Here is a 22533-nt window from a genome sequence, read left to right as displayed (position 1 = left end):
AGTGCAGACATGATTTCACTGGAGACCTTCCAGCAGCGTCGTCAGGCGCTGTTAGCGAAAATGGTTCCGGGCAGCGCAGCGTTAATTTTTGCGGCGCCTGAAGTAACGCGCAGTAACGACAGCGAATATCCGTTTCGTCAAAACAGTGATTTCTGGTACTTCACAGGTTTTAATGAGCCTGAAGCCTTACTGGTGCTGATCAAAAGTGATGAGAACCACAACCACAGTGTGCTGTTTAATCGTGTCCGCGACCTGACCGCAGAAATCTGGTTTGGTCGCCGTCTGGGCCAGGAGGCGGCACCGGCAAAACTGGGTGTGGATCGCGCACTGCCCTGGAACGATATCGGTGAGCAGCTTCATCTTTTGTTGAACGGTCTGGATGAGGTTTATCACGCGCAAGGGTTATATCCTGAGGCTGACAAGCTGGTGTTCAGTGCACTGGATAAACTACGTCGCGGTTTCCGCCAGAACCTGAGCGCCCCTGCCAGCCTGACAGACTGGCGTCCCTGGGTGCATGAGATGCGCCTGTTCAAAAGTCCGGAAGAAATCGCCATTCTGCGCCGTGCAGGTGAGATCAGTGCGCTGGCCCATACGCGCGCTATACAGGCCTGTCGCCCCGGCCTGTACGAATACCATCTGGAAGGCGAAATTCATCATGAGTTTAACCGCCACGGTGCGCGTTTTCCCTCCTACAACACCATCGTCGGTTCCGGTGAAAATGGATGTATTCTGCACTATACCGAGAATGAATGTGAGCTGCGGGATGGCGACCTGGTGCTGATTGATGCGGGATGTGAATGGCAGGGGTACGCAGGCGATATTACCCGCACCTTCCCGGTAAACGGTAAATTCTCACCCGCTCAACGTGCTGTCTACAACATCGTGCTGAAATCGTTAGAGACGGCATTATCCCGTTTCCGGCCTGGCGTCAGTATTCGCGAGGTGAATGATGAGGTGGTGCACATCATGGTGACCGGTCTGGTTGAACTGGGCGTGTTGCAGGGCGAGGTTGACGCGTTAATTGCTGAAGACGCGCATCGCAAATTCTTTATGCATGGCCTGAGCCACTGGCTGGGGCTGGATGTCCATGATGTGGGGCACTACGGCACGCCAAGCCGGGATCGCATTCTGGAACCGGGCATGGTCATTACTATTGAACCAGGCTTATACATTGCCCCCGATGCCGACGTGCCGGTGGAATACCGCGGTATCGGCATTCGCATTGAGGATGACATTGTGATCACTGAAACAGGTAACGAGAACCTCACTGACAGCGTGGTGAAAGATCCAGATGCTATTGAGGCGCTGATGGCGGCGGCACGCGCAGGATGACCGTCCTCATCGCGGGTGGCGGAATGACCGGTGCCACGCTGGCGCTGGCTATTTCGCACCTGACACAGGGCGCGCTGCCCGTCACGCTGATCGAAAGCAGCGAACCTGCCAGCCGCGCGCATCCAGGTTATGACGGCCGTGCCATTGCGCTGTCTGCCGGCACCTGTCAGCAACTGGCCAATATTAATCTCTGGCAGCGCATTGCCCCCTGCGCAACGCCGATCACAACGATCCATGTTTCCGATCGGGGTCATGCGGGTTTTGTCTCACTGGCGGCCAGCGACTATGCGATTCCCGCGCTGGGCCAGGTCGTCGAATTGTTCGACGTAGGCCAGCGTTTATTCGCGCAGCTTAAACAGGCTCCCGGCGTCACCCTGCGCTGTCCGGCACGGGTCACCAATGTGAACCGTACTCAGGCGCACGTGAAGGTCACGCTGGATAATGATGAACAGCTGGACGCTGATGTGCTGGTGGCGGCTGATGGCTCGCGTTCGGCTGTCGCGGCAGCCTGCGGTATTCAGTGGCAAACCGAAACTTATCAGCAGCTGGCACTCATTGCGAATGTCACCAGCGAGATACCGCACCAGGGGCGGGCCTTTGAACGGTTTACTGCGTTCGGCCCGCTCGCCCTGCTGCCGATGTCTGACAACCGTCTGTCGCTGGTGTGGTGTCATTCATTGGATAAGCGCCCGCAGCTTGAGCGCTGGGACGACGAGACGTTTCTCAGCGAACTTCAGCACGCGTTCGGCTGGCGACTGGGGAAATTTACCCACACCGGTAAACGCGATATCTATCCGCTGGCATTGCAACAGGCCGAACCGGTCGTTTCACATCGTGTTGCCACCGTGGGCAACGCAGCCCAGACGCTGCACCCTATTGCCGGGCAGGGATTTAACCTGGGCCTGAGGGATGTCATGTCCTTAGCCGAAACCCTGGCCACCGCGCACCGGCAGCAACAGGACCCTGGCAGCTATGCTGTCATGCAGCATTACCGTCAGCGTCGCCAACAGGATCGGGCCACGACCATCGGTCTCACCGACGGTCTGGTGCGCCTGTTTGCCAACCGCCATGCACCGCTGGTCGTCGGGCGCAGCCTTGGCCTGCTGGCAATGGATCATCTGCCGTTGCTGAGAAATCTTCTGGCCGAGCGCACGCTTGGCTGGGTTAAGCGTTAACTGAGAGGCACTGATGCAAACTTATGATGTGGTAATCGCCGGTGGCGGTATGGTAGGACTGGCCGTGGCCTGCGGTCTGCAGGGCAGTGGCTTGCGTATCGCCGTACTCGAACAAGCGCCCGAGCCGCAATTTGATGCCACCGCTTCTCCGTCTGTCCGCGTATCGGCTATCAATGCGGCCAGTGAACGTCTTTTACAAAAACTGGATGTCTGGTCGACGATCCTGTCGCTCAGAGCCAGCCCTTATCAGGCCATGGAAGTCTGGGATCGTGACAGCTTCGGTGCTATCTCATTTGACGGTGAGCAGCAGGGCTTAACCCATCTCGGGCACATTATCGAAAACCCGGTGATTCACTGCGCCTTATGGCAGCGAGCCAGGCAGTGCAGTGACGTGACGTTGCTGCCGTCGTCACACCTTCAGCAGGTGGCATTTGGCGATAACGAAGCCTTCATTACGCTACAGGATGGCGGCATGATGAGCGCACGGCTGATGGTTGCCGCAGACGGTGCCAATTCCTGGCTGCGCAATAAAGCCGATATTCCGCTGACTTTCTGGGATTATGAACACCATGCCCTGGTGGCGAACATCCGTACCTCCATGCCACATGATGGCGTCGCGCGTCAGGTATTCCATGGCGATGGCATTCTGGCGTTTCTGCCGATGCAGGATCCGCATCTGTGCTCCATCGTCTGGTCGCTGTCGCCCCAGGAAGCCACCCGGCTGGAAACGATGCCTGAGGCGCTCTTTAATCAACAGTTGTCGGTGGCGTTTGATATGCGCCTTGGCCTGTGCGAACTGGAAGGCGAACGGAAGGCATTCCCCCTCACGGCACGCTATGCGCGCAGCTTTGCTGCACATCGCCTGGCGCTGGTGGGCGATGCTGCGCATACCATTCATCCGCTGGCCGGGCAGGGTGTCAATCTCGGTTTTATGGATGCCGCAGAGTTGATTGGTGAAGTTCGCCGCCTGCATCAGCAGGGCAAAGATATCGGGCAGCACCTCTATCTGCGCCGCTATGAACGCAGCCGTAAACACAGTGCCGCCATGATGCTCGCGGGCATGCAGGGATTTCGTGAGCTGTTTGCGGGCAATAATCCGGCTAAAAAGCTGCTTCGCGATGTCGGGCTAAAATTGGCCGATAATTTACCGGGCGTGAAACCTGTCATGTTGCGGCAGGCGATGGGCCTGAACGACATTCCCGCCTGGCTTCGCTGACGCGAATCCCTTTCTTAAAGCCAGCGTAATTGCTGGCTTTTTTATTTTAAAAAAGGACTGCACCGTAAAAATGCAGTCCTGCACCGTTGCAGCGCCTCATTTGATTTATTCTAATTTTGCGTGATGTTTCGCATTACTTATTTTTATTCGACGCCATTTTTGCTTCGCTATTTTTTTAACATCTTGCGTGTCGGTACGAATAAAATGGCTGTAAAAAAATGAATAGGTCGTATTTGTTGTGTGTCTAATCACAAAATTACAGTCTTTTGTCCTGCTTTTTCTTTTGCGCGATTAGGCTGTGCGTCTGCGTTCGACCTCGCTTTGCTTATGGTTAATCGACCCGTTCAGTGGTAACGTCATTGCAAAGAGAACGTTTGCGTCGGCTCCCGGCGGCGTGGTTTCAAACTTACTTGTTTCAGCACAGGATAGTTATGACTCAGCACACACCTCTGTTTGACCAGCATCAGGAAAACGGTGCGCGTATGGTGGATTTCCATGGCTGGATGATGCCGCTGCACTATGGCTCCCAACTGGATGAACATCATGCTGTTCGCAACGACGCAGGCATGTTTGATGTTTCGCACATGACCATCGTCGATCTGCACGGTGCACGTACGCGTGAGTTTTTGCGTTTTCTGCTGGCAAACGATGTCGCGAGGCTGACGCAACCCGGCAAAGCGCTTTACACCGGCATGCTGAATGCGTCGGGCGGCGTGATTGACGATCTGATCGTGTATTTCATGGATGAGACGTTTTTCCGCCTGGTCGTGAACTCTGCGACGCGTGAAAAGGATCTGGCATGGATCAATGAACATGCGCAGGGTTATGGCGTGGAAGTCCGGGAGCGTGACGATCTGGCGATGATCGCCGTGCAGGGCCCACAGGCCCAGCAAAAAGCACAAACGCTCTTCAGTGATGCACAGCGTCAGGCTGTACAAGGTATGAAGCCGTTCTTTGGTATCCAGGCCGGGGAGCTGTTTATCGCCACCACCGGTTATACCGGCGAAGCGGGTTATGAGATCGCGCTACCTGCGGCGCAGGCCGTTACATTCTGGCAGCGCCTGCTCGCCGCGGGCGTCAAACCCGCCGGGCTGGGCGCACGCGATACATTGCGTCTGGAAGCGGGCATGAATCTTTACGGTCAGGAAATGGATGAAAGCGTCTCACCGCTGGCCGCCAACATGTGCTGGACCCTGTGCTGGGAACCGGCGGACCGCAATTTTATCGGGCGCGAAGCACTGGAAATTCAGCGCGAAAAAGGCACTGAAAAACTGGTTGGCCTGATCCTGACAGAAAAAGGCGTACTGCGTAACGGCCTGCCCGTGCGTTTTACGGATAGTCAGGGGCAGATGCAGCAGGGCATTATTACCAGCGGATCTTTCTCACCAACGTTGGGTTACAGCATTGCGCTGGCCCGCGTGCCTGCGGGCATTGGCGAAGACGCTATCGTTGAAATCCGCAACCGTGAAATGCCCGTAAAAGTGACTAAACCCGTTTTCGTTCGCGCCGGCAAGCCGGTTGCGCAGTAAAACATAATTACAGGAGAAAGGGCGATGAGCAATGTGCCAGCTGAGTTGAAATACCGCGACAGTCATGAATGGCTGCGCAAAAATGCGGATGGATCTTACACCGTCGGCATCACCGAACACGCGCAGGAATTACTGGGCGATATGGTCTTTGTGGACCTGCCAGAAGTAGGGGCGACGTTCGCTGCCGGCGAAGAGTGCGCCGTCGCCGAATCCGTAAAAGCGGCTTCCGATATCTATTCTCCTGTCAGTGGCGAAATTATCGCCGTGAACGACGCGCTGAATGATTCCCCAGAGCTGGTTAACAGCGAGCCTTATCAGGACGGCTGGTTATTCCAGATCAAAGCCAGCGATGAGTCAGAACTAGACTCACTGCTGGACGCGGATGCCTATAAAGCATCTATTGACGAGTAATCGTTGCGCGGCCTCCAGATGAGGCCGCCGATATCTGACCAGCACTCTCTGTTCCCCAGCCCGATTCAGGATTTACAGCTCATGACTCAGACTCTCAGCCAGCTTGAACACAACGGTGCGTTTATTGAGCGCCATATTGGTCCGTCGCCAGAACAACAGGCCGTTATGCTGGAGGCGATTGGTGCCAGCTCTCTGGCGTCGTTGATTGGTTCTATTGTTCCCGCCGACATTCAGTTGCCCGGTCCGCCCGCCGTTGGCGATGCGGCAACTGAACAGCAGGCGCTGGCAGAGTTAAAAGCGATTGCCGCGCAAAACCTGCGCTACAAATCCTGGATCGGCATGGGATACAGTGCGGTGATAACGCCGCCCGTTATCCTGCGGAACATGCTGGAAAATCCGGGCTGGTACACGGCTTACACGCCGTATCAGCCCGAAGTTTCTCAAGGGCGCCTGGAGGCGCTGCTAAACTTCCAGCAGGTCACCATTGATCTGACCGGCATGGATATCGCGTCCGCTTCACTGCTGGATGAAGCCACCGCGGCGGCCGAAGCGATGGCGATGGCAAAACGCATCAGCAAACTGAAAAATGCCAACCGGTTCTTTATCGCTGATGATATCCATCCGCAAACGCTGGATGTGGTACGGACCCGCGCCGAAACCTTTGGTTTTGAACTGATTATCGACAGCGCGGAGAAAGCCCTGGAGCACGATAATCTGTTTGGTGTCCTGCTTCAGCAGGTAGGCACCACGGGCGAGGTCCACGATTACACCAGCCTGATTGCCGAGCTGAAAACCCGTAAGGTGGTCGTCAGCGTGGCCTCGGATTTTATGGCCCTGGTGTTACTTGAATCGCCGGGCAAGCAGGGCGCGGATATTGTGTTCGGTTCCGCTCAGCGCTTTGGTGTACCAATGGGCTATGGCGGTCCTCATGCGGCCTTCTTTGCCAGCCGTGATGAACACAAGCGTTCTATGCCTGGCCGTATTATCGGTGTCTCACGCGACGCCGCTGGCAACACCGCGTTGCGTATGGCGATGCAAACTCGCGAGCAACATATCCGTCGGGAAAAAGCCAACTCCAATATCTGTACCTCTCAGGTGCTGCTGGCCAATATCGCGGGACTGTATGCCGTGTTCCACGGACCTGTTGGGCTGAAACGTATCGCTTCACGTATTCACCGCTTCACCGATATCCTGGCTGCCGGACTGCAACGTGGCGGGCTGAAGCTGCGTCATCACCACTGGTTCGACACGCTGACAGTGGACGTGACCGATAAAGCCGCCGTGTTAAACCGTGCGCTGAGTTTCGGCGTTAACCTGCGTAGTGATATTCATAACGCTGTCGGTATCACGCTGGATGAAACCACATGTCGTGAAGACGTTGCGACATTGTTCGCCATCCTGCTGGGCGATGATCATGGTCTGGATATCGATCAACTTGATAGCCAGGTTGCGGCAGACAGCCAGTCAATCCCTGCAAGCCAGCAGCGCGTCAGCGACATCCTCTCTCACCCTGTGTTCAATCGCCATCACAGTGAGACCGAGATGATGCGCTATATGCACAGCCTGGAGAAAAAAGATCTGGCTCTCAACCAGGCGATGATTCCGCTGGGTTCATGCACGATGAAGCTTAACGCTGCCGCAGAGATGATTCCCATCACCTGGCCTGAATTTGCCGAAATGCATCCGTTCTGCCCGGCAGAACAGGCGGGCGGCTACCTGCAAATGATTGGCCAGCTTTCCCAGTGGCTGGTTCAGCTTACCGGTTACGATGCGCTCTGCATGCAACCGAACTCCGGTGCACAGGGGGAATACGCGGGGCTGTTAGCGATTCGTCGTTACCATGAAAGCCGTGGTGAAGGTGAACGTCACCTTTGCCTGATTCCCAGCTCAGCACACGGGACCAACCCGGCCTCAGCCCAGATGGCGGGCATGGATGTGGTGGTCGTGGCCTGTGACAAACAGGGTAATATCGATCTGGGCGACCTGCGCGAAAAAGCCGCACAGGCGGGCGATAAACTGTCATGCATCATGGTGACCTACCCATCCACGCACGGCGTGTACGAAGAGACTATTCGTGAAGTGTGCCAGATCGTGCATCAGTACGGCGGCCAGGTGTACCTGGACGGTGCGAACATGAATGCCCAGGTGGGCATTACGACGCCGGGTTATATTGGCGCTGACGTTTCGCACCTTAACCTGCACAAAACTTTCTGTATTCCGCACGGCGGCGGCGGCCCGGGCATGGGACCTATTGGCGTGAAAGCGCATCTGGCACCGTTTGTACCCGGTCACAGCGTGGTGCAGATTGATGGTGTGCTGACACAGCAGGGCGCTGTCTCTGCTGCACCGTTTGGCAGTGCTTCCATTTTACCAATCAGCTGGATGTACATCCGCATGATGGGCGCGGAAGGGCTCAAGCAGGCCAGTTCGGTGGCGATTCTCAATGCCAACTACATCGCCAGCCGTCTGAAATCAGCTTATCCGATTCTGTATACCGGGCGCGATGGTCGTGTGGCGCACGAATGTATTCTGGATATTCGTCCGCTGAAAGAGCAGACCGGGATCAGTGAACTGGATATTGCAAAACGCCTCATTGACTACGGTTTCCATGCGCCAACCATGTCATTCCCGGTCGCGGGCACGCTGATGGTAGAACCTACCGAATCGGAAGGCAAACTGGAGCTGGACCGCTTTATTGATGCCATGCTGGCGATTCGTATGGAAATTGGGCGGGTGGAAAAGGGCGAGTGGCCAATGGATGATAATCCGCTGGTTAACGCGCCTCACACACAAATGGAAGTGACTGGCGAATGGACGCATCCTTACAGCCGCGAGCTGGCCGTTTTCCCGGCAGGCAGCCACAATAAATACTGGCCAACAGTGAAGCGCCTGGATGATGTTTTTGGTGACCGCAACCTGTTCTGCTCATGTGTACCGATGAGCGACTATGCCTGAGTCGGGTTAACACAACTGTTTTGAGGGCCGGTTTTCGGCCCTTTTTTATGGAGGCTCAGATGAAACTCGCGCTTGTTACTGGCGGTAGTCGCGGCATTGGCCGTGCGACCGCCGTTTTACTGGCGACACGGGGCTACCGTGTGGCCGTGAATTATCGCGCGCGCGAAAGTGAAGCGCAGCGGGTGGTGGATGAGATTGTGCGTAACGGCGGAGAAGCCTTTAGCGTACAGGCCGATATCAGTGAGGAGGCGCAGGTCATGGCGCTGTTTCAACGGCTGGATCAGGAGAACCTGCCGCTCTCGCTGCTGGTAAATAACGCCGGTATCCTGTTTCAGCAATGCCGTCTTGAGCAACTGGACGCGGCGCGCATTCAACAGGTTTTTGCGACAAATGTCACGGGCACCTTCCTCTGCTGTCGTGAAGCCGTCCGGCGCATGGGAACGCACCTGGGAGGACTGGGCGGCAGTATCGTGAACGTTTCCTCCGCGGCAGCCCGTACGGGGTCTCCCGGTGAATATGTCGACTATGCCGCATCAAAGGGCGCGATGGATACGCTGACGAAAGGTCTGTCACTGGAGGTCGCGCAACAGGGAATTCGCGTCAATGGCGTGCGGCCCGGTCTGATCTACACCGGGATGCATGCCGATGGCGGGGAGCCCGGCCGCGTCGACCGACTGGCGAGCGGCGTTCCGATGGGACGTGGTGGACATGCCGAAGAAATTGCAGAAGTGGTGGTCTGGCTGGCCAGCGATGCGGCCTCTTACATCACCGGCAGCATAATTGATGCCGCCGGCGGGCGGTAAATTCATGCCGCAGCGTGACGCTGCGGCAGCCGACTTACAGCTTTTCACCGTTACTGGCGATAACCTGCTGATACCAGGCAAAGCTTTTCTTTTTCGCGCGTGAGAAATCACCGCTGCCATCGTCGTTTTTATTAACGTGAATGAAACCGTAGCGCTTGTCGTACTGGCCGGTCGTAAAGGATACACAATCGATGCAGCCCCACGGCGTATATCCCATCAGATCCACACCATCATGAATGACGGCTTTTTTCATCTCTGCGATATGCGCCGCCAGATACGCAATGCGGTAATCATCTTCGATCACGCCCTGCGCATTCGGTTTGTCGATCGCGCCAAAGCCGTTTTCCACGATAAACAGCGGCTTCTGGTAGCGTTCGTACAGATCGTTCAGCACATAACGCAGGCCAACGGGATCGATCTGCCAGCCCCAGTCTGAGGCGCTGACATGCGGGTTTTTGACCACCCCGTCAAAACCGGTAATGGGGTCGTCAACACCGCTGGCGCTGTGCTGCACGGCATTACTCATGTAATAGCTGAAACCGATGTAATCGGCACAGCCCTGACGCAGGGTATCTGCATCCTCTGGTTGCATCTCAATGTGGTAGCCTTTGCGTTCCCACTCTTTCAGCGCGTAGGCAGGGTAGTAACCGCGCATTTGTACATCGCTAAAGACATAGCGTTGATGCATCGCTTCTTTAGCCAGCATGACATCGTCCGGATGGCAGGAGAACGGATAAACCGGCACCATGGCGATCATGCAGCCAATTTTGAAGTCCGGGTTGATCTCGTGTCCGCGCTTCACCACCCGGGCACTGGCAACGAACTGATGGTGCATGACCTGATACATCGCCTGTTCAGGTTTTTCATGGTCGGTGAAAATAACGCCGGAACAGCAGTAGCCAAACAGCGGATATTGCCAGTTACGTTGGTTATTAATTTCGTTAAAGGTCATCCAGTATTTAACTTTATTTTTGTATCGTTCCAGCACGACTTCACTGAAACGCACAAAGAAATCGACGACTTTACGGTTATGCCAGCCGCCATACTCTTTTACCAGGTGGTAGGGCATTTCAAAATGGGAAAGGGTAATTACTGGTTCGATGCCATATTTCAGTAATTCATCAAACAGGTCATCATAAAACTGCAGGCCGGCTTCGTTAGGTTGCTGCTCATCGCCATTAGGGAATATACGCGTCCACGCAATCGAGGTACGGAAGCATTTAAATCCCATCTCCGCAAATAACGCAACATCCTGCTTATAGTGTGAGTAAAACTCGACGGCCTGATGATTAGGGTAAAATTTTCCGGGCTGAACGCCATCGGTAATGACACGATCCACGCCGTGTGCACCCCCTGTCAGCACGTCAGCGATGCTAATACCTTTTCCACCCTGATCCCACCCGCCTTCAACCTGGTGAGCCGCGACGGCACCGCCCCACAAAAATGTGTCTGGTAAGCTCATTACCCACTCTCCAATACAGATAAAATTGGGCTGAGTGTAGCAAAGCACTTTATAAAGTCACGGTATAACACCGTGCGAAAAAAGGGATTTGTCACAGCTAAAAAACGCTGTGTTTTACTGGCTTAACCGTCGGCCAAGCGATTCGATAATATAAATCGCCGGTACCTGAGTGGTAATATCGCAGTTATCCGCCAGGCGGATAACCGGGACGTGATAGGAAACCGTAAAGTCGCTCATTTTTGCCAGCGAACAGTTTTCACTGTTGGTGACCGCAATAATTTTGCATTTATTCAGGCTAAACTGGCTGGCGATACGCAGTACTTCTTCTGTTTCGCCCGAGACAGAAAGGATGATCGCCAGGGCATTTTCATACAGGCTCGGACTGACGGGATAATAAGGATCATCAATAGCATGACTGAATTTCCCCACATTCGAAAAAAAACGTGCACCGTATTTTCCCAGGCTCCCTGATGTGCCCACACCAATAAAAAATACCCGCTCAGCCTGCCTGATCATCGCGGCTGCCTGGGTGATGACCTGCTCAAATTCAGCATTATTGATGCTTTTAAAAAAACTCAGCATATCGGCCGGGCCAGAGACCGGTAAAGCTGGGGCCGTGTGTTCCTGGGCCAGCCGCAGACGGATACGAAACTCAGACCAGCCTTCACAGTGCATTTTGCGACAGAAACGCAGCACGGTGGTAGTTGACACGGCGGCCTGCTCCGCCAGTTCACGAATGGTCATGTAACCGACACTTTCACGATGTCTGATGATGTACTGATAAACCTGCAATTCCAGATCGTTGAGCGTGGCAAGATCGTGATGCGCGAACATGAAAAAATCACCAGATAGTTGACCAGTCAGCATTTTAACAGAATTTGAACCGGCGTTGACCGCATTAATTAATTTAAGCTTACACTTGTACACTGAAAGTTTTTCTGATTAATTTGTCTGGTGATTAATCTGCAATGGCTCTCACTTTTCAGGCAGGAAGGTTATGACGCATAAACATTTTTCCACGCAGGGCTATCCACTGGCAGAGGAAATTGCCAACAGTATCAGTCACGGGCTGGGTTGCCTCTTTGGAATCGTTGGGTTAGTGCTGCTACTGGTTAAAGCAACAGCGATCCATGCGGATGTCACCACCATCGTCAGCTCAAGCCTGTATGGCGGCAGCATGATCGTGCTGTTTCTGGCGTCCACGCTTTATCACGCTGTCAGTCATCCACGCGCCAAACGCGTGCTGAAAAAAGTGGATCACTGCGCCATTTATCTGTTGATTGCGGGCACTTATACGCCGTTTTTGATGACAGGGCTGCAGTCACCGCTGGCTCACGCATTAATGGCGGTCATCTGGGGACTGGCGCTGCTGGGCATCCTGTTTAAACTGACGATCGCTGAACGCTATAAGGTGCTGTCACTGGTCACGTATCTTTGTATGGGATGGCTGTCGCTGGTGGTGGTCTATCAACTGGCGATGAAACTGTCGCCGGGGGGAATCTGGCTGTTGGCGCTGGGAGGCATCATCTATTCCCTGGGGGTGATCTTTTATGTGGCGCGCCGCGTGCCGTTTAATCACGCCATCTGGCACGGTTTCGTGTTAGGCGGCTGCATCTGTCATTTCTGCGCCATTTATTTCTACGTCATGTAGAAACAGGGCGGGAGAGGTTCCCGCCCCGACACTCAGTTTTCGTCCAGCGAATAAGGCAAAGGCTGAATAGTGAGTTTGCCTCCTTCATCCCCTTCGACGCGCAATACGCTGTCTGGCTCCAGATCGTTATTCATCACGACCTGCACCCAGGTCACGCCATCATCAAGCTGCACGGCGGCGAGAACGGTACCTGTGCGACGCCAGCGTTCACCCATCTGCAATTCCAGCGAGTCGTTTGCGGCAGGCAGATGGCTGGCCTGGCCTGACAGCCAGTACAGGGCGCGCTTATTGGCGCCACGGTATTTCGCGCGGGCCACCATCTCCTGCCCGGTGTAGCAGCCTTTTTTGAAGCTGATCGCGTCCAGTGCCTGCAAATTAGTCGCCTGGGGAATAAACTGCGCGCTGGTCGCAGGTTCAATCACCGGAATACCGGCTTCAATGTCCAGGGCCAGCCACTGTGTGCTGTCTGTTAACTGAGCATCCTCGGCCAGCTTCTGTTTCAGTGCTTCTGCCTCAGCAAGCGAGGTGACCAGTAAAAAGCGCTCTGCGGGCTGGGCAAACCACAGCAGGGTGGTTTCGCCCTGGTGCACCACGGGAGTGGTACTGTCAGGAAGGGCTTCAAACCGGTCGGCCAGCGCCGCCCGAGCCTGGAAACCGGCAACGCCCAGTAACACCACATCGTCATCGGCGGCCAGCGTCACTTTAGAGAATACGGCGTATTTTTTTAGCTCCGGCAACTGAGTATCACGCAGTGCCCGGCGCACTAAATAGGCATAACCTTCGCCGCGGTGAAACAGACGCAGATTGCTCCACATTTTGCCTTTCGCATCGCAGTGGGCGGCGGGCAGATGATGAGCGGCATCCAGCGCGGCGACATCCAGCGTCAACTGACCCTGCAAATAGGACGTACTGTCAGGGCCCACTACAGACACCAGAGCCCAGGTATCCAGAGACATTAACGTGAGCGGCAGACGCGATGAGGCCGCAGGTTGACGTGGGGGAAGCGTAAATGTTGGCATTGATAAATCCTGAGTATGAAGGTTCATCCGGAACAATATCTTCAATGGTAAAAGAGCAGACTGGCATTGCAACCTGTTTACTGAACAGGGCGCACAAAACGCGTGATGAACGCCATAAAAAGCGTCATCCTGCGGCGTTGTGCACATGACGAAGTCTGGAGCCTGCAGCCGCTGTTAATCCAGGTTACACTAGTCGCCACGATGTGAAACAGGAAAACTGATGCATGGATATTCATGATAAATCGCGCGTTCAATGGGCCTGCCGTCGTGGCATGCTGGAACTGGATGTCGCTATTATGCCGTTCTTCAAGTACGAATATGACACGTTAAACGATACCGACAAGCAGGTTTTCATTGCCCTGCTGAAAAGTGACGATCCGGACCTTTTCAACTGGATGATGAACCACGGCGAGCCAGCCGATCCCGAGCTGAAACGCATGGTGAAGCTTATTCAGCAGCGTAATCGTGAACGCGGCCCGGTGGCAATGTAACCTTCATCCCTCGTTGCAGGCGCGCACAATCCTTGCCCTGACGCTGGTGGTAACGCTAGCCGGCGTCGGGCTGATGCCCTTGCCTGCGGCAGAGTGGGTGATAAAGCCGGTGCTGTTCGCCCTCATCGTGTGGGAAGGATGGCGGCAGGACAGGCGCTTGTGTCTGCGCTGTGGAGCGCTACGACGCGACAGTGCCCGTAACTGGCACTGGCAGGATGAACACTGGCAAACGCAGCAACCGCTTTACTGGTTACCTGGCGCGGTGTTGCTGGTCATGAAGAACCCTCAGGGCAGGATAACGCGGTTTTGGCTCATGCAGGATAATATGCAGCCTGCTGAATGGCGCGCCTTACGCGCCTGCTGTTTTCGCGACAGACAACGCGCGCGTTAACACCGACAGCCTACAGGCGTTCGGCCGTTTCCGTCAGAATCTGCTCGCACCACTGCTCAACGCGCTCATCCGTCACGTCAAACTGATTGACGTCATCCAGCGCCAGCCCCACAAACTGTTTGCCATCCGCGCTAAGCGGTTTGGGGCTGGTAAATTCATAGCCATCCAGCGGCCAGTAGCCGACAAACTGCACGCCCATGGGTTGCAGCAGGTCGTGCAGCATACCCAGCGCGTCGAGAAACCATTCACCATAGCCAATCTGGTCGCCCATGCCGTAAAGCGCCACTATCTTGTTATGCAGATTGAGGGTGGGCAACTGCGGCCAGATGGCCTCCCAGTCTTCCTGTAGCTCGCCAAAGTCCCAGGTCGGAATGCCCAAAATCAGCAGGTCGTACTCTTCCATCAGACGCGGATCGTCATCTTTCACGTTGTGCAACGTCACTAACTCGTCGCCAATAAAATCCCGAATCTTCTCCGCTACGATTTCGGTGTAGCAGGTACTGGAACCGTAAAAAAGACCAATTTTCATGCAGATAGTGCTCTGTTAATCCAGACTTTGGCGTAATTGTATCAGAAGCAGGGGTGAATCAGGCATAATGAGCACGATTTCAGACTGAACGGCGGGGAAAACGTGCAAGACAGCGAGCTGACAGAACAGTTTCTTGACGCGCTGTGGATTGAGCGCAATCTGGCGCAAAATACCTTGTCCTCCTATCGACAGGATCTGCAAACGCTCACCGGCTGGCTGGCGCATCACGGCCTGACGCTGGTGTCATTAAGCCCGCAGGATCTGCAACAGTTTCTCGCAGAGCGACTGGAAGGCGGCTATAAGGCCACCAGCTCAGCGCGTTTGCTCAGCGCTATGCGCCGCCTGTTTCAGTACCTGTACCGAGAAAAGATCCGTGTGGACGATCCCAGCGCCCAACTGGCCGCGCCAAAGCTGCCCCAGCGGCTGCCCAAAGATCTGAGCGAGGCACAGGTCGAGCGTTTACTGCAGGCTCCGGATGTCAACGTGCCGCTGGAACTGCGCGATAAAGCCATGCTGGAATTATTGTATGCCACCGGGCTGCGTGTTTCGGAGCTGGTGGGATTAACCCTGAACGACGTCAGCCTGCGTCAGGGCGTGGTGCGGGTGATCGGTAAGGGCAATAAAGAGCGCCTGGTGCCATTAGGTGAAGAGGCGGTTTACTGGCTGGAATATTATATGGAACATGGTCGTCCGTGGTTGCTCAACGGGCAAACGCTGGATGTGTTCTTCCCCAGTAGCCGCGCGCAGCAAATGACGCGGCAGACGTTCTGGCACCGAATCAAGCACTACGCCACGCTGGCAGGCATTGACAGCGAAAAGCTGTCGCCCCATGTGCTGCGCCACGCTTTTGCCACACATTTGCTGAACCACGGAGCAGACTTGCGTGTCGTACAGATGTTACTGGGACACAGCGATCTCTCCACGACCCAGATTTATACTCACGTCGCCACGGAACGTCTGCGACTGTTACATCAACAGCATCATCCGCGTGCATGACCGACGGATATAAGGAAAACAATGAACAAACATGTTGCCACGCTGGCGCTGCTGGTCAGCGCCTTTTCCGGTTTAACCCACGCTGATGACAGCGCTATTCAGCTTTCCCTGAAAAAACTGGGTTTACACCAGACCGAGATTCAGCCGTCTCCGCTGCCAGGCTTCAAAACCGTGCTCAGCGAAAGCGGCGTCCTGTATGTGACCGATGATGGTAAGCACATGATCCAGGGTCCCCTTTATGATGTCAGCGGCACGCAACCGGTGAACGTGACCAATACGCTGCTGGATAAAAAGGTCGACGCGCTGGTTCCGGAGATGATCATCTATAAAGCGCCAAAAGAGCAGCATGTGGTCACGGTGTTCACGGACATTACCTGTGGCTATTGTCACAAGCTGCACGAGCAGATGGCCGATTACAATGCGCTGGGCATCACGGTTCGTTATCTTGCTTTCCCACGCGAAGGGATGAACGGTAATGTCGCCAGCGCCATGAAAGCGGTTTGGTGCAGCGCCGATCGTAACAAAGCCTTCGATGACGCGATGAAAGGTGATGCGCCGAAGATGGAGGCGCCTGCGTCATGCAAAACTGACATTGGTCAGCAGTATAAACTCGGCATTCTGTTCGGCATTCAGGGCACGCCCGCCATTCTGACCGATAGCGGAATGATGATCCCGGGCTACCAAAGCCCTCAGGAACTCAAACAGGTACTGGATAATCAAAAGCGTGGTGGTTAAGGCGTGGTAAAGCACGAAGTCGAATTACGTCGTCGTGAGGCGGTACCGGATTTGCCCGGGCTCCCTGCTGATTTGCCGCCGCTTCTGCGTCGGCTTTATTTGCAACGCGGCGTCAGTGATGCCGCTCAGCTTGAAAGAGGCGCGAAAAACCTGCTGCCGTTTAGTGCGCTGAGCGGTATTGATAAGGCCGTCGCCTTGCTGCATGAAGCGCTGCTGGATGGACGCTGTATTATGGTCGTCGGCGATTTTGATGCTGACGGTGCCACCAGTACCGCGCTTACCGTGCTGGCTCTGCGCAGCATGGGATGCAGCAATGTTCAGTATCTGGTACCTAACCGGTTTGAGGATGGATACGGCCTCAGTCCTGAGGTTGTCGAACAGGCGAAAGCGCGCGGCGCGGAGATTATCCTCACTGTCGATAACGGTATTTCCTCTCATGCTGGCGTCGCCGTCGCGCATGCGCACGGGATTGCGGTGCTGGTGACCGACCACCATTTACCCGGCGAAACGCTGCCTGACGCGGACGCTATCGTTAACCCAAACCTGCCTGATTGCACTTTCCCGTCGCGTGCGCTGGCAGGCGTTGGTGTGGCCTTTTACCTGATGATGGCGCTGCGTGCCCATCTGCGAACCCAGGGCTGGTTTGGCGTCACGCGGGCAGAACCTAACCTGGCTGACCTGCTCGATCTGGTGGCGCTGGGCACGGTTGCGGATGTCGTGCCGCTGGATGCAAATAACCGTGTTTTGGTCTGGCAGGGCCTGAGCCGCATTCGTGCCGGTAAATGCCGACCGGGCATCAAGGCGCTACTGGAAATCGCCAATCGCGATGCGCGCCAGCTGGCCGCCAGCGACCTGGGGTTTGCGCTGGGACCGCGGCTGAATGCGGCCGGAAGGCTCGACGATATGTCGGTCGGCGTCGCGCTGTTACTGACGGACGATCTCAGCCAGTCGCGTATGCTAGCCAGCGAGCTGGATGCGCTCAATCAGATGCGTAAAGAGATTGAACAGGGTATGCAAAGCGAGGCGCTGGCGCTCTGTCAGACGCTGGAGCGTGAGCAAACCGATTTGCCGCTGGGGCTGGCCTTTTATCATCCCGAATGGCATCAGGGCGTGGTAGGTATTCTGGCTTCCCGGCTCAAAGAGCGTTTTCACCGTCCGGTCATCGCCTTTGCGCCTGCGGGCGACGGCATGCTCAAAGGCTCGGGACGTTCGATTGCGGGCCTGCACCTGCGGGATGCCCTGGAACGGCTTGATACGCTCCACCCCGGGCTGATGCAGAAGTTTGGTGGTCACGCCATGGCGGCCGGGCTGTCGCTGGAGGAGGCGCGCTACGAGGAGTTTCGTCAGCGGTTCGCTGAACTGGTCGGCGACTGGCTGGCTGGCGAAGCGCTGCAAGGGGTGATGTGGTCTGATGGCGCGTTACAACCCGCTGAGTTTTCTCTGGAGACCGCCGAAATGCTGCGCGATGCCGGTCCCTGGGGACAGGCCTTTCCGGAGCCTGCGTTTGACGGCAAATTCCGGCTGTTGCAGCAGCGGCTGGTGGGGGAACGTCATCTGAAAGTCATGGTGGAGCCACTGGGCGGCGGGCCACTGATCGACGGCATCGCGTTTAACGTAGATACCACGCTGTGGCCTGACAGCAGCGTTCGCGAGGTTGAACTGGCGTACCGGCTGGATATCAATGAATATCGCGGTAACCGCTCAGTGCAGTTGATTATTGAACATCTCTGGCCGCTCAGTTAACGGATGAAGGTGGACGGACGGGAGTCCGTCCGCCAGGCCTTTCTGACGTTGCCTCCCTCCCTTTCAGCACAGCCTGCCCCAAACGTTTACACCCTGCGCATTTTCTCAACGCTACAAACTGTCGCCGGTTTCGGGTAAACTCGCAGGTTACATTTCTTATTCCATCAAACGTTAAAAAGACGCTAAACACATGTTTGAAATTAATCCGGTCAAATACCGTATTCAGGACCTCACCGAGCGCAGCGACGTTCTTCGGGGGTATCTTTGACTACGATGCCAAGAAAGAACGCCTTGAAGAAGTAAACGCAGAACTCGAACAGTCTGACGTCTGGAACGAACCTGAACGCGCCCAGGCGTTGGGTAAAGAGCGCTCCTCTCTCGAAGCAATCGTGAATACGCTGGATCAGATGACGCAGGGGCTGGAAGACGTACAGGGCCTGCTTGATCTGGCTGTGGAAGCCGATGACGAAGAAACCTTTAACGAAGCGGTCGAAGAACTGGACGCGCTGGACGTTAAACTGGGTGAACTCGAATTCCGCCGTATGTTCTCGGGTGAGTACGACAGCGCAGACTGTTATATCGATTTGCAGGCTGGCTCTGGCGGCACCGAGGCGCAGGACTGGGCCAGCATGCTGATGCGTATGTATCTGCGTTGGGCCGAAGCGAAAGGCTTCAAAACCGAGATTATTGAAGAGTCCGAAGGCGAAGTGGCGGGCATTAAATCGGTAACCATTCGCGTGTCGGGCGATTATGCGTTTGGCTGGTTACGCACCGAGACAGGCGTTCATCGCCTTGTTCGTAAGAGTCCGTTTGACTCCGGTGGTCGCCGCCATACGTCATTCAGCTCCGCGTTTATCTACCCGGAAGTCGATGACGATATCGATATCGACATTAACCCGGCAGACCTGCGCATTGACGTTTACCGTGCCTCCGGTGCCGGTGGTCAGCACGTTAACCGGACGGAATCTGCGGTGCGTATCACCCATATTCCGACCGGTACGGTCACGCAGTGTCAAAATGACCGCTCTCAGCACAAAAACAAAGATCAGGCGATGAAGCAGATGAAGGCGAAGCTGTACGAGCTTGAGATGCAGAAAAAAAATGCCGAGAAGCAGGCGCTGGAAGACAATAAGTCGGATATCGGCTGGGGAAGCCAGATCCGTTCTTACGTTCTGGACGACTCACGAATTAAAGATCTGCGTACCGGTGTGGAAACGCGTAATACGCAGGCGGTTCTGGATGGCGATCTGGACCGTTTCATTGAAGCAAGTTTAAAAGCAGGGCTATAAGGAACCGACATGTCTGAACAACAACCGCAGAGCGCTGACGTCGCACTTGAGTTAAATAACGAACTGAAAACGCGTCGCGAGAAACTGAGCGTGCTGCGTGAAAACGGCGTGGCGTTTCCTAACGATTTTCGTCGTGATACCACCTCCGATCGGCTGCACGCCAGCTATGACGAGAAGAGTAACGAAGAGCTGGAAGACTTAGGCATTGAGGTCAGCGTGGCGGGCCGTATGATGACGCGCCGTATTATGGGCAAAGCGTCTTTCATCACCCTGCAGGACGTTGGCGGCCGCATTCAGCTGTACGTAGCACGTGACGATCTGCCTGAAGGCATCTATAACGAGCAGTTCAAAAAGTGGGATCTGGGCGATATCCTCGGCGCACGCGGTAAGTTGTTCAAAACTAAAACCGGCGAGCTGTCTGTTCACTGTTCAGAACTGCGTTTACTGACCAAAGCGCTGCGTCCGTTGCCTGATAAGTTTCACGGCCTGGCCGATCAGGAAACACGTTATCGTCAGCGTTATCTTGATCTCATCGCCAACGATGAATCACGCAACACCTTCAAAATTCGCTCTCAGATTATGGCCGGTATTCGCCAGTTCATGGTCGCTCGCGACTTTATGGAAGTGGAAACGCCAATGATGCAGGTGATCCCGGGTGGCGCATCAGCGCGTCCGTTTATCACGCATCATAATGCGCTGGATATCGATATGTACCTGCGTATTGCGCCAGAGCTGTATCTGAAACGTCTGGTTGTGGGCGGTTTTGACCGCGTGTTTGAGATCAACCGTAACTTCCGTAACGAAGGGATTTCACCACGTCATAATCCAGAGTTCACCATGATGGAACTCTATATGGCGTATGCGGATTATAAGGATCTGATCGAACTGACCGAAAGCCTGTTCCGCACGCTGGCGCAGGATGTGCTGGGCAGCACCGTCGTGCCTTATGGTGAGCAGGAATTCGATTTCGGCAAGCCGTTTGAAAAGCTCACCATGCGTGAAGCCATCAAAAAATACCGTCCGGAAACCGATCTGGCCGATCTTGACGATTTCGATAAAGCCGTGGCAGTCGCCCAGGCCATCGGCATCAAAGTCGAGAAAAGCTGGGGCTTAGGCCGCGTGGTGACCGAGATTTTTGAGGAAACCGCAGAAGCGCACCTGATTCAGCCTACCTTCATTACCGAATACCCGGCGGAAGTTTCTCCGCTGGCTCGTCGTAACGATGAAAACCCGGAAATCACCGACCGTTTCGAGTTCTTTATCGGCGGACGTGAAATCGGCAACGGTTTCTCTGAGCTTAACGATGCGCAGGATCAGGCTGATCGCTTCCTGCAGCAGGTTAATGCCAAAGACGCGGGCGATGATGAAGCCATGTTCTACGACGAAGACTACGTTACCGCACTGGAACACGGCTTACCGCCAACGGCAGGTTTAGGCATTGGTATCGACCGGATGGTGATGCTGTTTACCAACAGCCATACCATCCGTGACGTGATCCTGTTCCCGGCGCTGCGTCCTGGCGCTAAATAAGTCTTGTTGTTCTGTAAAAAGGCCGGGTTATCCCGGCCTTTTTTCTTTCTGCTGTTCGCGATGCCGTGCTTGAGTCATCCCGCTCCCTCTGCCAGACTGAAATCTCAACAGGGAGCCAACCACGATGACACAACGTCCCGACTGTATTCGCCACTGGCAGACGCTGGAAGGCGACGATAACGAACACTATTCTGACAGCGATGAGCGCATGTCGATTGGCGCGCCACTGGGGCGGTTACTGGGGTTAACCCGCCTCGGCATTCACCATGAAAGGCTGTTGCCCGGACGCCGCATGTCCTATCCGCACACGGAGAGCGCGGAAGAAGAGTTCATCTTTGTGCTTGAAGGTCATCCTGACGCCTGGATAAACGGTGAGTTGTACCCGCTGTCGCCGGGCGATGCCGTTGCTTTTCCGGCCGGAACAGGCATCTGCCACACCTTTATCAACAACCGCGACCATGAGGCGCGCTTTTTAGTGGTGGGCGAGGTGAGCAAACCCGAAAACCGTATTACTTATCCGCTCAATCCGGACTACGAAGCAACCCGTGAGGACAGGTGGCTGAATCCGCCTGAACAGACGATGGGCAAGCATCCCGGTTTGCCCGACAAAAATTAAGATTTTACGGCGTCATCCAGCCAGTGCTGAAAGCGAGAGTAAGGAACATAAAGGGCGACGTCTTTATACAACGTCTTGCCGCTGTGGTTATCGTTAATGCGCTGGCTGTAGCCGACAATCACGCCAGCCAGTGTGTCGTCAGAGGCATTGTAAACCGCGCCACCAGACATCCCTTTCACTACGCCGGCATTCGCTGCCACCACCACACAGTTAGCTTTGTTCCAGTCATTGGCCAGCGTGGTATTCACCAGATTCTGACCGGTTGAGCTGACCGGCATGGCCGAGATAAAGCTGTACCCGTAAAGGTTCACCTTGTCGCCAATGTGGCTGTTACGGAAGGCGGGAGGAAGGTTGGCTTCGCTGTTCTTGTGGTAGACCACCGCCAGGTCGCACTCCGGATGCCAGGCTTTCACCCGGTAAAGCGAATATTTCGCCACGTGGGCCGCCGTGAGGCTGTAGTCCGGGGTCAGGGGAATGGTCGTACCCAGCGTGCCCAGCCCCATGATGGTTGGAATGCCGGTAACGGTCATATCAACCCGCTTTTCAGCTTCTTTACTGTACTCATAGTGACCGACTGAGCAACCCGTTAAGCCCAGTACCAGTAAGAGGGTAAGCCGTTGCATTATTCTCTCTCCGCGTCAGTTGGACTGCATTTCATCT

The 22533-nt window shown here is 55.2% G+C and carries 21 protein-coding genes; 16 read left to right on the top strand and 5 right to left on the bottom strand.

What is annotated here, in order from left to right; genetic code table 11:
• The first annotated feature begins 9 nt into the window (after nucleotides 1–9).
• From pepP to RAC65_RS15665, 7 genes are all read left to right on the top strand, one after another.
• Entirely contained in the window at nucleotides 10–1332 is a 1323-nt protein-coding gene (gene pepP / locus RAC65_RS15695) for a Xaa-Pro aminopeptidase (RefSeq protein WP_375093934.1), read from the top strand.
• Nucleotides 1329–2507, top strand: a complete 1179-nt coding sequence (gene ubiH / locus RAC65_RS15690; protein ID WP_375093933.1) for a 2-octaprenyl-6-methoxyphenyl hydroxylase — start codon at nucleotides 1329–1331, stop codon at nucleotides 2505–2507. Before pepP ends, ubiH begins: the two co-directional genes overlap by 4 nt.
• 13 nt (nucleotides 2508–2520) lie before the next feature.
• Nucleotides 2521–3723: an FAD-dependent 2-octaprenylphenol hydroxylase gene (gene ubiI / locus RAC65_RS15685; RefSeq protein ID WP_006120825.1), complete on the top strand. Its 1203-nt coding sequence runs from the start codon at nucleotides 2521–2523 to the stop codon at nucleotides 3721–3723.
• A 431-nt stretch (nucleotides 3724–4154) separates the two neighbouring features.
• Nucleotides 4155–5252, top strand: a complete 1098-nt coding sequence (gene gcvT, locus RAC65_RS15680; protein ID WP_375096867.1) for a glycine cleavage system aminomethyltransferase GcvT — start codon at nucleotides 4155–4157, stop codon at nucleotides 5250–5252.
• 24 nt (nucleotides 5253–5276) lie between these two features.
• Nucleotides 5277–5663: a glycine cleavage system protein GcvH gene (gene gcvH / locus RAC65_RS15675; RefSeq protein ID WP_033739626.1), complete on the top strand. Its 387-nt coding sequence runs from the start codon at nucleotides 5277–5279 to the stop codon at nucleotides 5661–5663.
• Nucleotides 5664–5744: 81 nt separating this feature from the next.
• Nucleotides 5745–8618: an aminomethyl-transferring glycine dehydrogenase gene (gene gcvP, locus RAC65_RS15670; protein WP_033739624.1), complete on the top strand. Its 2874-nt coding sequence runs from the start codon at nucleotides 5745–5747 to the stop codon at nucleotides 8616–8618.
• Between the two features lie 59 nt (nucleotides 8619–8677).
• Nucleotides 8678–9421 carry an SDR family oxidoreductase gene (locus tag RAC65_RS15665; protein ID WP_033739622.1) on the top strand — a complete coding sequence of 248 codons (744 nt, stop codon included), beginning with the start codon at nucleotides 8678–8680 and terminating at the stop codon, nucleotides 9419–9421.
• A 34-nt stretch (nucleotides 9422–9455) separates the two neighbouring features.
• On the opposite strand, the gene RAC65_RS15660 is transcribed toward RAC65_RS15665, so the two are convergent.
• Nucleotides 9456–10883 carry a 6-phospho-beta-glucosidase gene (locus RAC65_RS15660; RefSeq protein ID WP_375096866.1) on the bottom strand — a complete coding sequence of 476 codons (1428 nt, stop codon included), beginning with the start codon at nucleotides 10881–10883 and terminating at the stop codon, nucleotides 9456–9458.
• Nucleotides 10884–10997: 114 nt separating this feature from the next.
• A complete protein-coding gene (locus tag RAC65_RS15655) occupies nucleotides 10998–11717 on the bottom strand; it encodes a MurR/RpiR family transcriptional regulator (protein ID WP_205950725.1) in 720 nt (239 codons plus the stop codon).
• A 163-nt stretch (nucleotides 11718–11880) separates the two neighbouring features.
• On the opposite strand from RAC65_RS15655, the gene RAC65_RS15650 reads away from it, so the two are divergent.
• A complete protein-coding gene (locus RAC65_RS15650) occupies nucleotides 11881–12534 on the top strand; it encodes a hemolysin III family protein (protein WP_033739618.1) in 654 nt (217 codons plus the stop codon).
• Nucleotides 12535–12566: 32 nt separating this feature from the next.
• Here RAC65_RS15650 and ygfZ read toward each other — a convergent pair whose 3' ends face one another.
• Entirely contained in the window at nucleotides 12567–13553 is a 987-nt protein-coding gene (ygfZ, locus tag RAC65_RS15645) for a tRNA-modifying protein YgfZ (RefSeq protein WP_162285990.1), read from the bottom strand.
• A 224-nt stretch (nucleotides 13554–13777) separates the two neighbouring features.
• Between ygfZ and sdhE the strand changes: the two genes are divergently transcribed.
• Entirely contained in the window at nucleotides 13778–14044 is a 267-nt protein-coding gene (sdhE, locus tag RAC65_RS15640; RefSeq protein ID WP_006120816.1) for an FAD assembly factor SdhE, read from the top strand.
• Nucleotides 14019–14435, top strand: a complete 417-nt coding sequence (locus RAC65_RS15635) for a protein YgfX (RefSeq protein ID WP_375096865.1) — start codon at nucleotides 14019–14021, stop codon at nucleotides 14433–14435. The genes sdhE and RAC65_RS15635 overlap by 26 nt, the downstream gene beginning before the upstream one ends.
• A 10-nt stretch (nucleotides 14436–14445) precedes the next feature.
• Here the strand turns inward: RAC65_RS15635 and fldB are convergent, their stop codons facing one another.
• Entirely contained in the window at nucleotides 14446–14964 is a 519-nt protein-coding gene (gene fldB / locus RAC65_RS15630; protein ID WP_006120814.1) for a flavodoxin FldB, read from the bottom strand.
• 102 nt (nucleotides 14965–15066) lie between these two features.
• Here fldB and xerD point away from each other — a divergent pair, with 102 nt between their 5' ends.
• The 6 genes from xerD to RAC65_RS15600 all read left to right on the top strand — a co-directional run bounded on the left by xerD (nucleotide 15067) and on the right by RAC65_RS15600 (nucleotide 21873).
• Entirely contained in the window at nucleotides 15067–15960 is an 894-nt protein-coding gene (gene xerD, locus RAC65_RS15625; RefSeq protein ID WP_033739613.1) for a site-specific tyrosine recombinase XerD, read from the top strand.
• Between the two features lie 21 nt (nucleotides 15961–15981).
• Nucleotides 15982–16695, top strand: a complete 714-nt coding sequence (gene dsbC, locus RAC65_RS15620; protein ID WP_039338429.1) for a bifunctional protein-disulfide isomerase/oxidoreductase DsbC — start codon at nucleotides 15982–15984, stop codon at nucleotides 16693–16695.
• Nucleotides 16696–16698: 3 nt separating this feature from the next.
• A complete protein-coding gene (gene recJ, locus RAC65_RS15615) occupies nucleotides 16699–18438 on the top strand; it encodes a single-stranded-DNA-specific exonuclease RecJ (RefSeq protein ID WP_375096864.1) in 1740 nt (579 codons plus the stop codon).
• A gap of 190 nt (nucleotides 18439–18628) precedes the next feature.
• A protein-coding gene (prfB, locus tag RAC65_RS15610; RefSeq protein ID WP_100208631.1) for a peptide chain release factor 2 occupies nucleotides 18629–19727 on the top strand; the annotation gives its coding sequence in 2 pieces (ribosomal slippage) (nucleotides 18629–18703 and nucleotides 18705–19727; 1098 coding nt in all).
• 9 nt (nucleotides 19728–19736) lie between these two features.
• Nucleotides 19737–21257 carry a lysine--tRNA ligase gene (lysS, locus tag RAC65_RS15605; protein WP_033739607.1) on the top strand — a complete coding sequence of 507 codons (1521 nt, stop codon included), beginning with the start codon at nucleotides 19737–19739 and terminating at the stop codon, nucleotides 21255–21257.
• A 124-nt stretch (nucleotides 21258–21381) separates the two neighbouring features.
• On the top strand, nucleotides 21382–21873 hold the full coding sequence (locus tag RAC65_RS15600) for a cupin domain-containing protein (protein WP_375096863.1): 492 nt from the start codon (nucleotides 21382–21384) through the stop codon (nucleotides 21871–21873).
• On the opposite strand, the gene RAC65_RS15595 is transcribed toward RAC65_RS15600, so the two are convergent.
• Nucleotides 21870–22496, bottom strand: coding sequence for a hypothetical protein (locus RAC65_RS15595; RefSeq protein ID WP_006120808.1), 627 nt, complete (start codon nucleotides 22494–22496; stop codon nucleotides 21870–21872). The two genes, RAC65_RS15600 and RAC65_RS15595, sit on opposite strands and share 4 nt — an antisense overlap.
• Nucleotides 22497–22533 lie beyond the last annotated feature (37 nt).

Source organism: Pantoea sp. BS_8 (assembly GCF_041954965.1).
Classification (GTDB): Bacteria; Pseudomonadota; Gammaproteobacteria; order Enterobacterales; family Enterobacteriaceae; genus Pantoea; species Pantoea stewartii.
The sequence above is the reverse complement of the archived record's forward strand: the minus strand, read 5'-3'. Positions and strand labels throughout refer to the sequence as shown.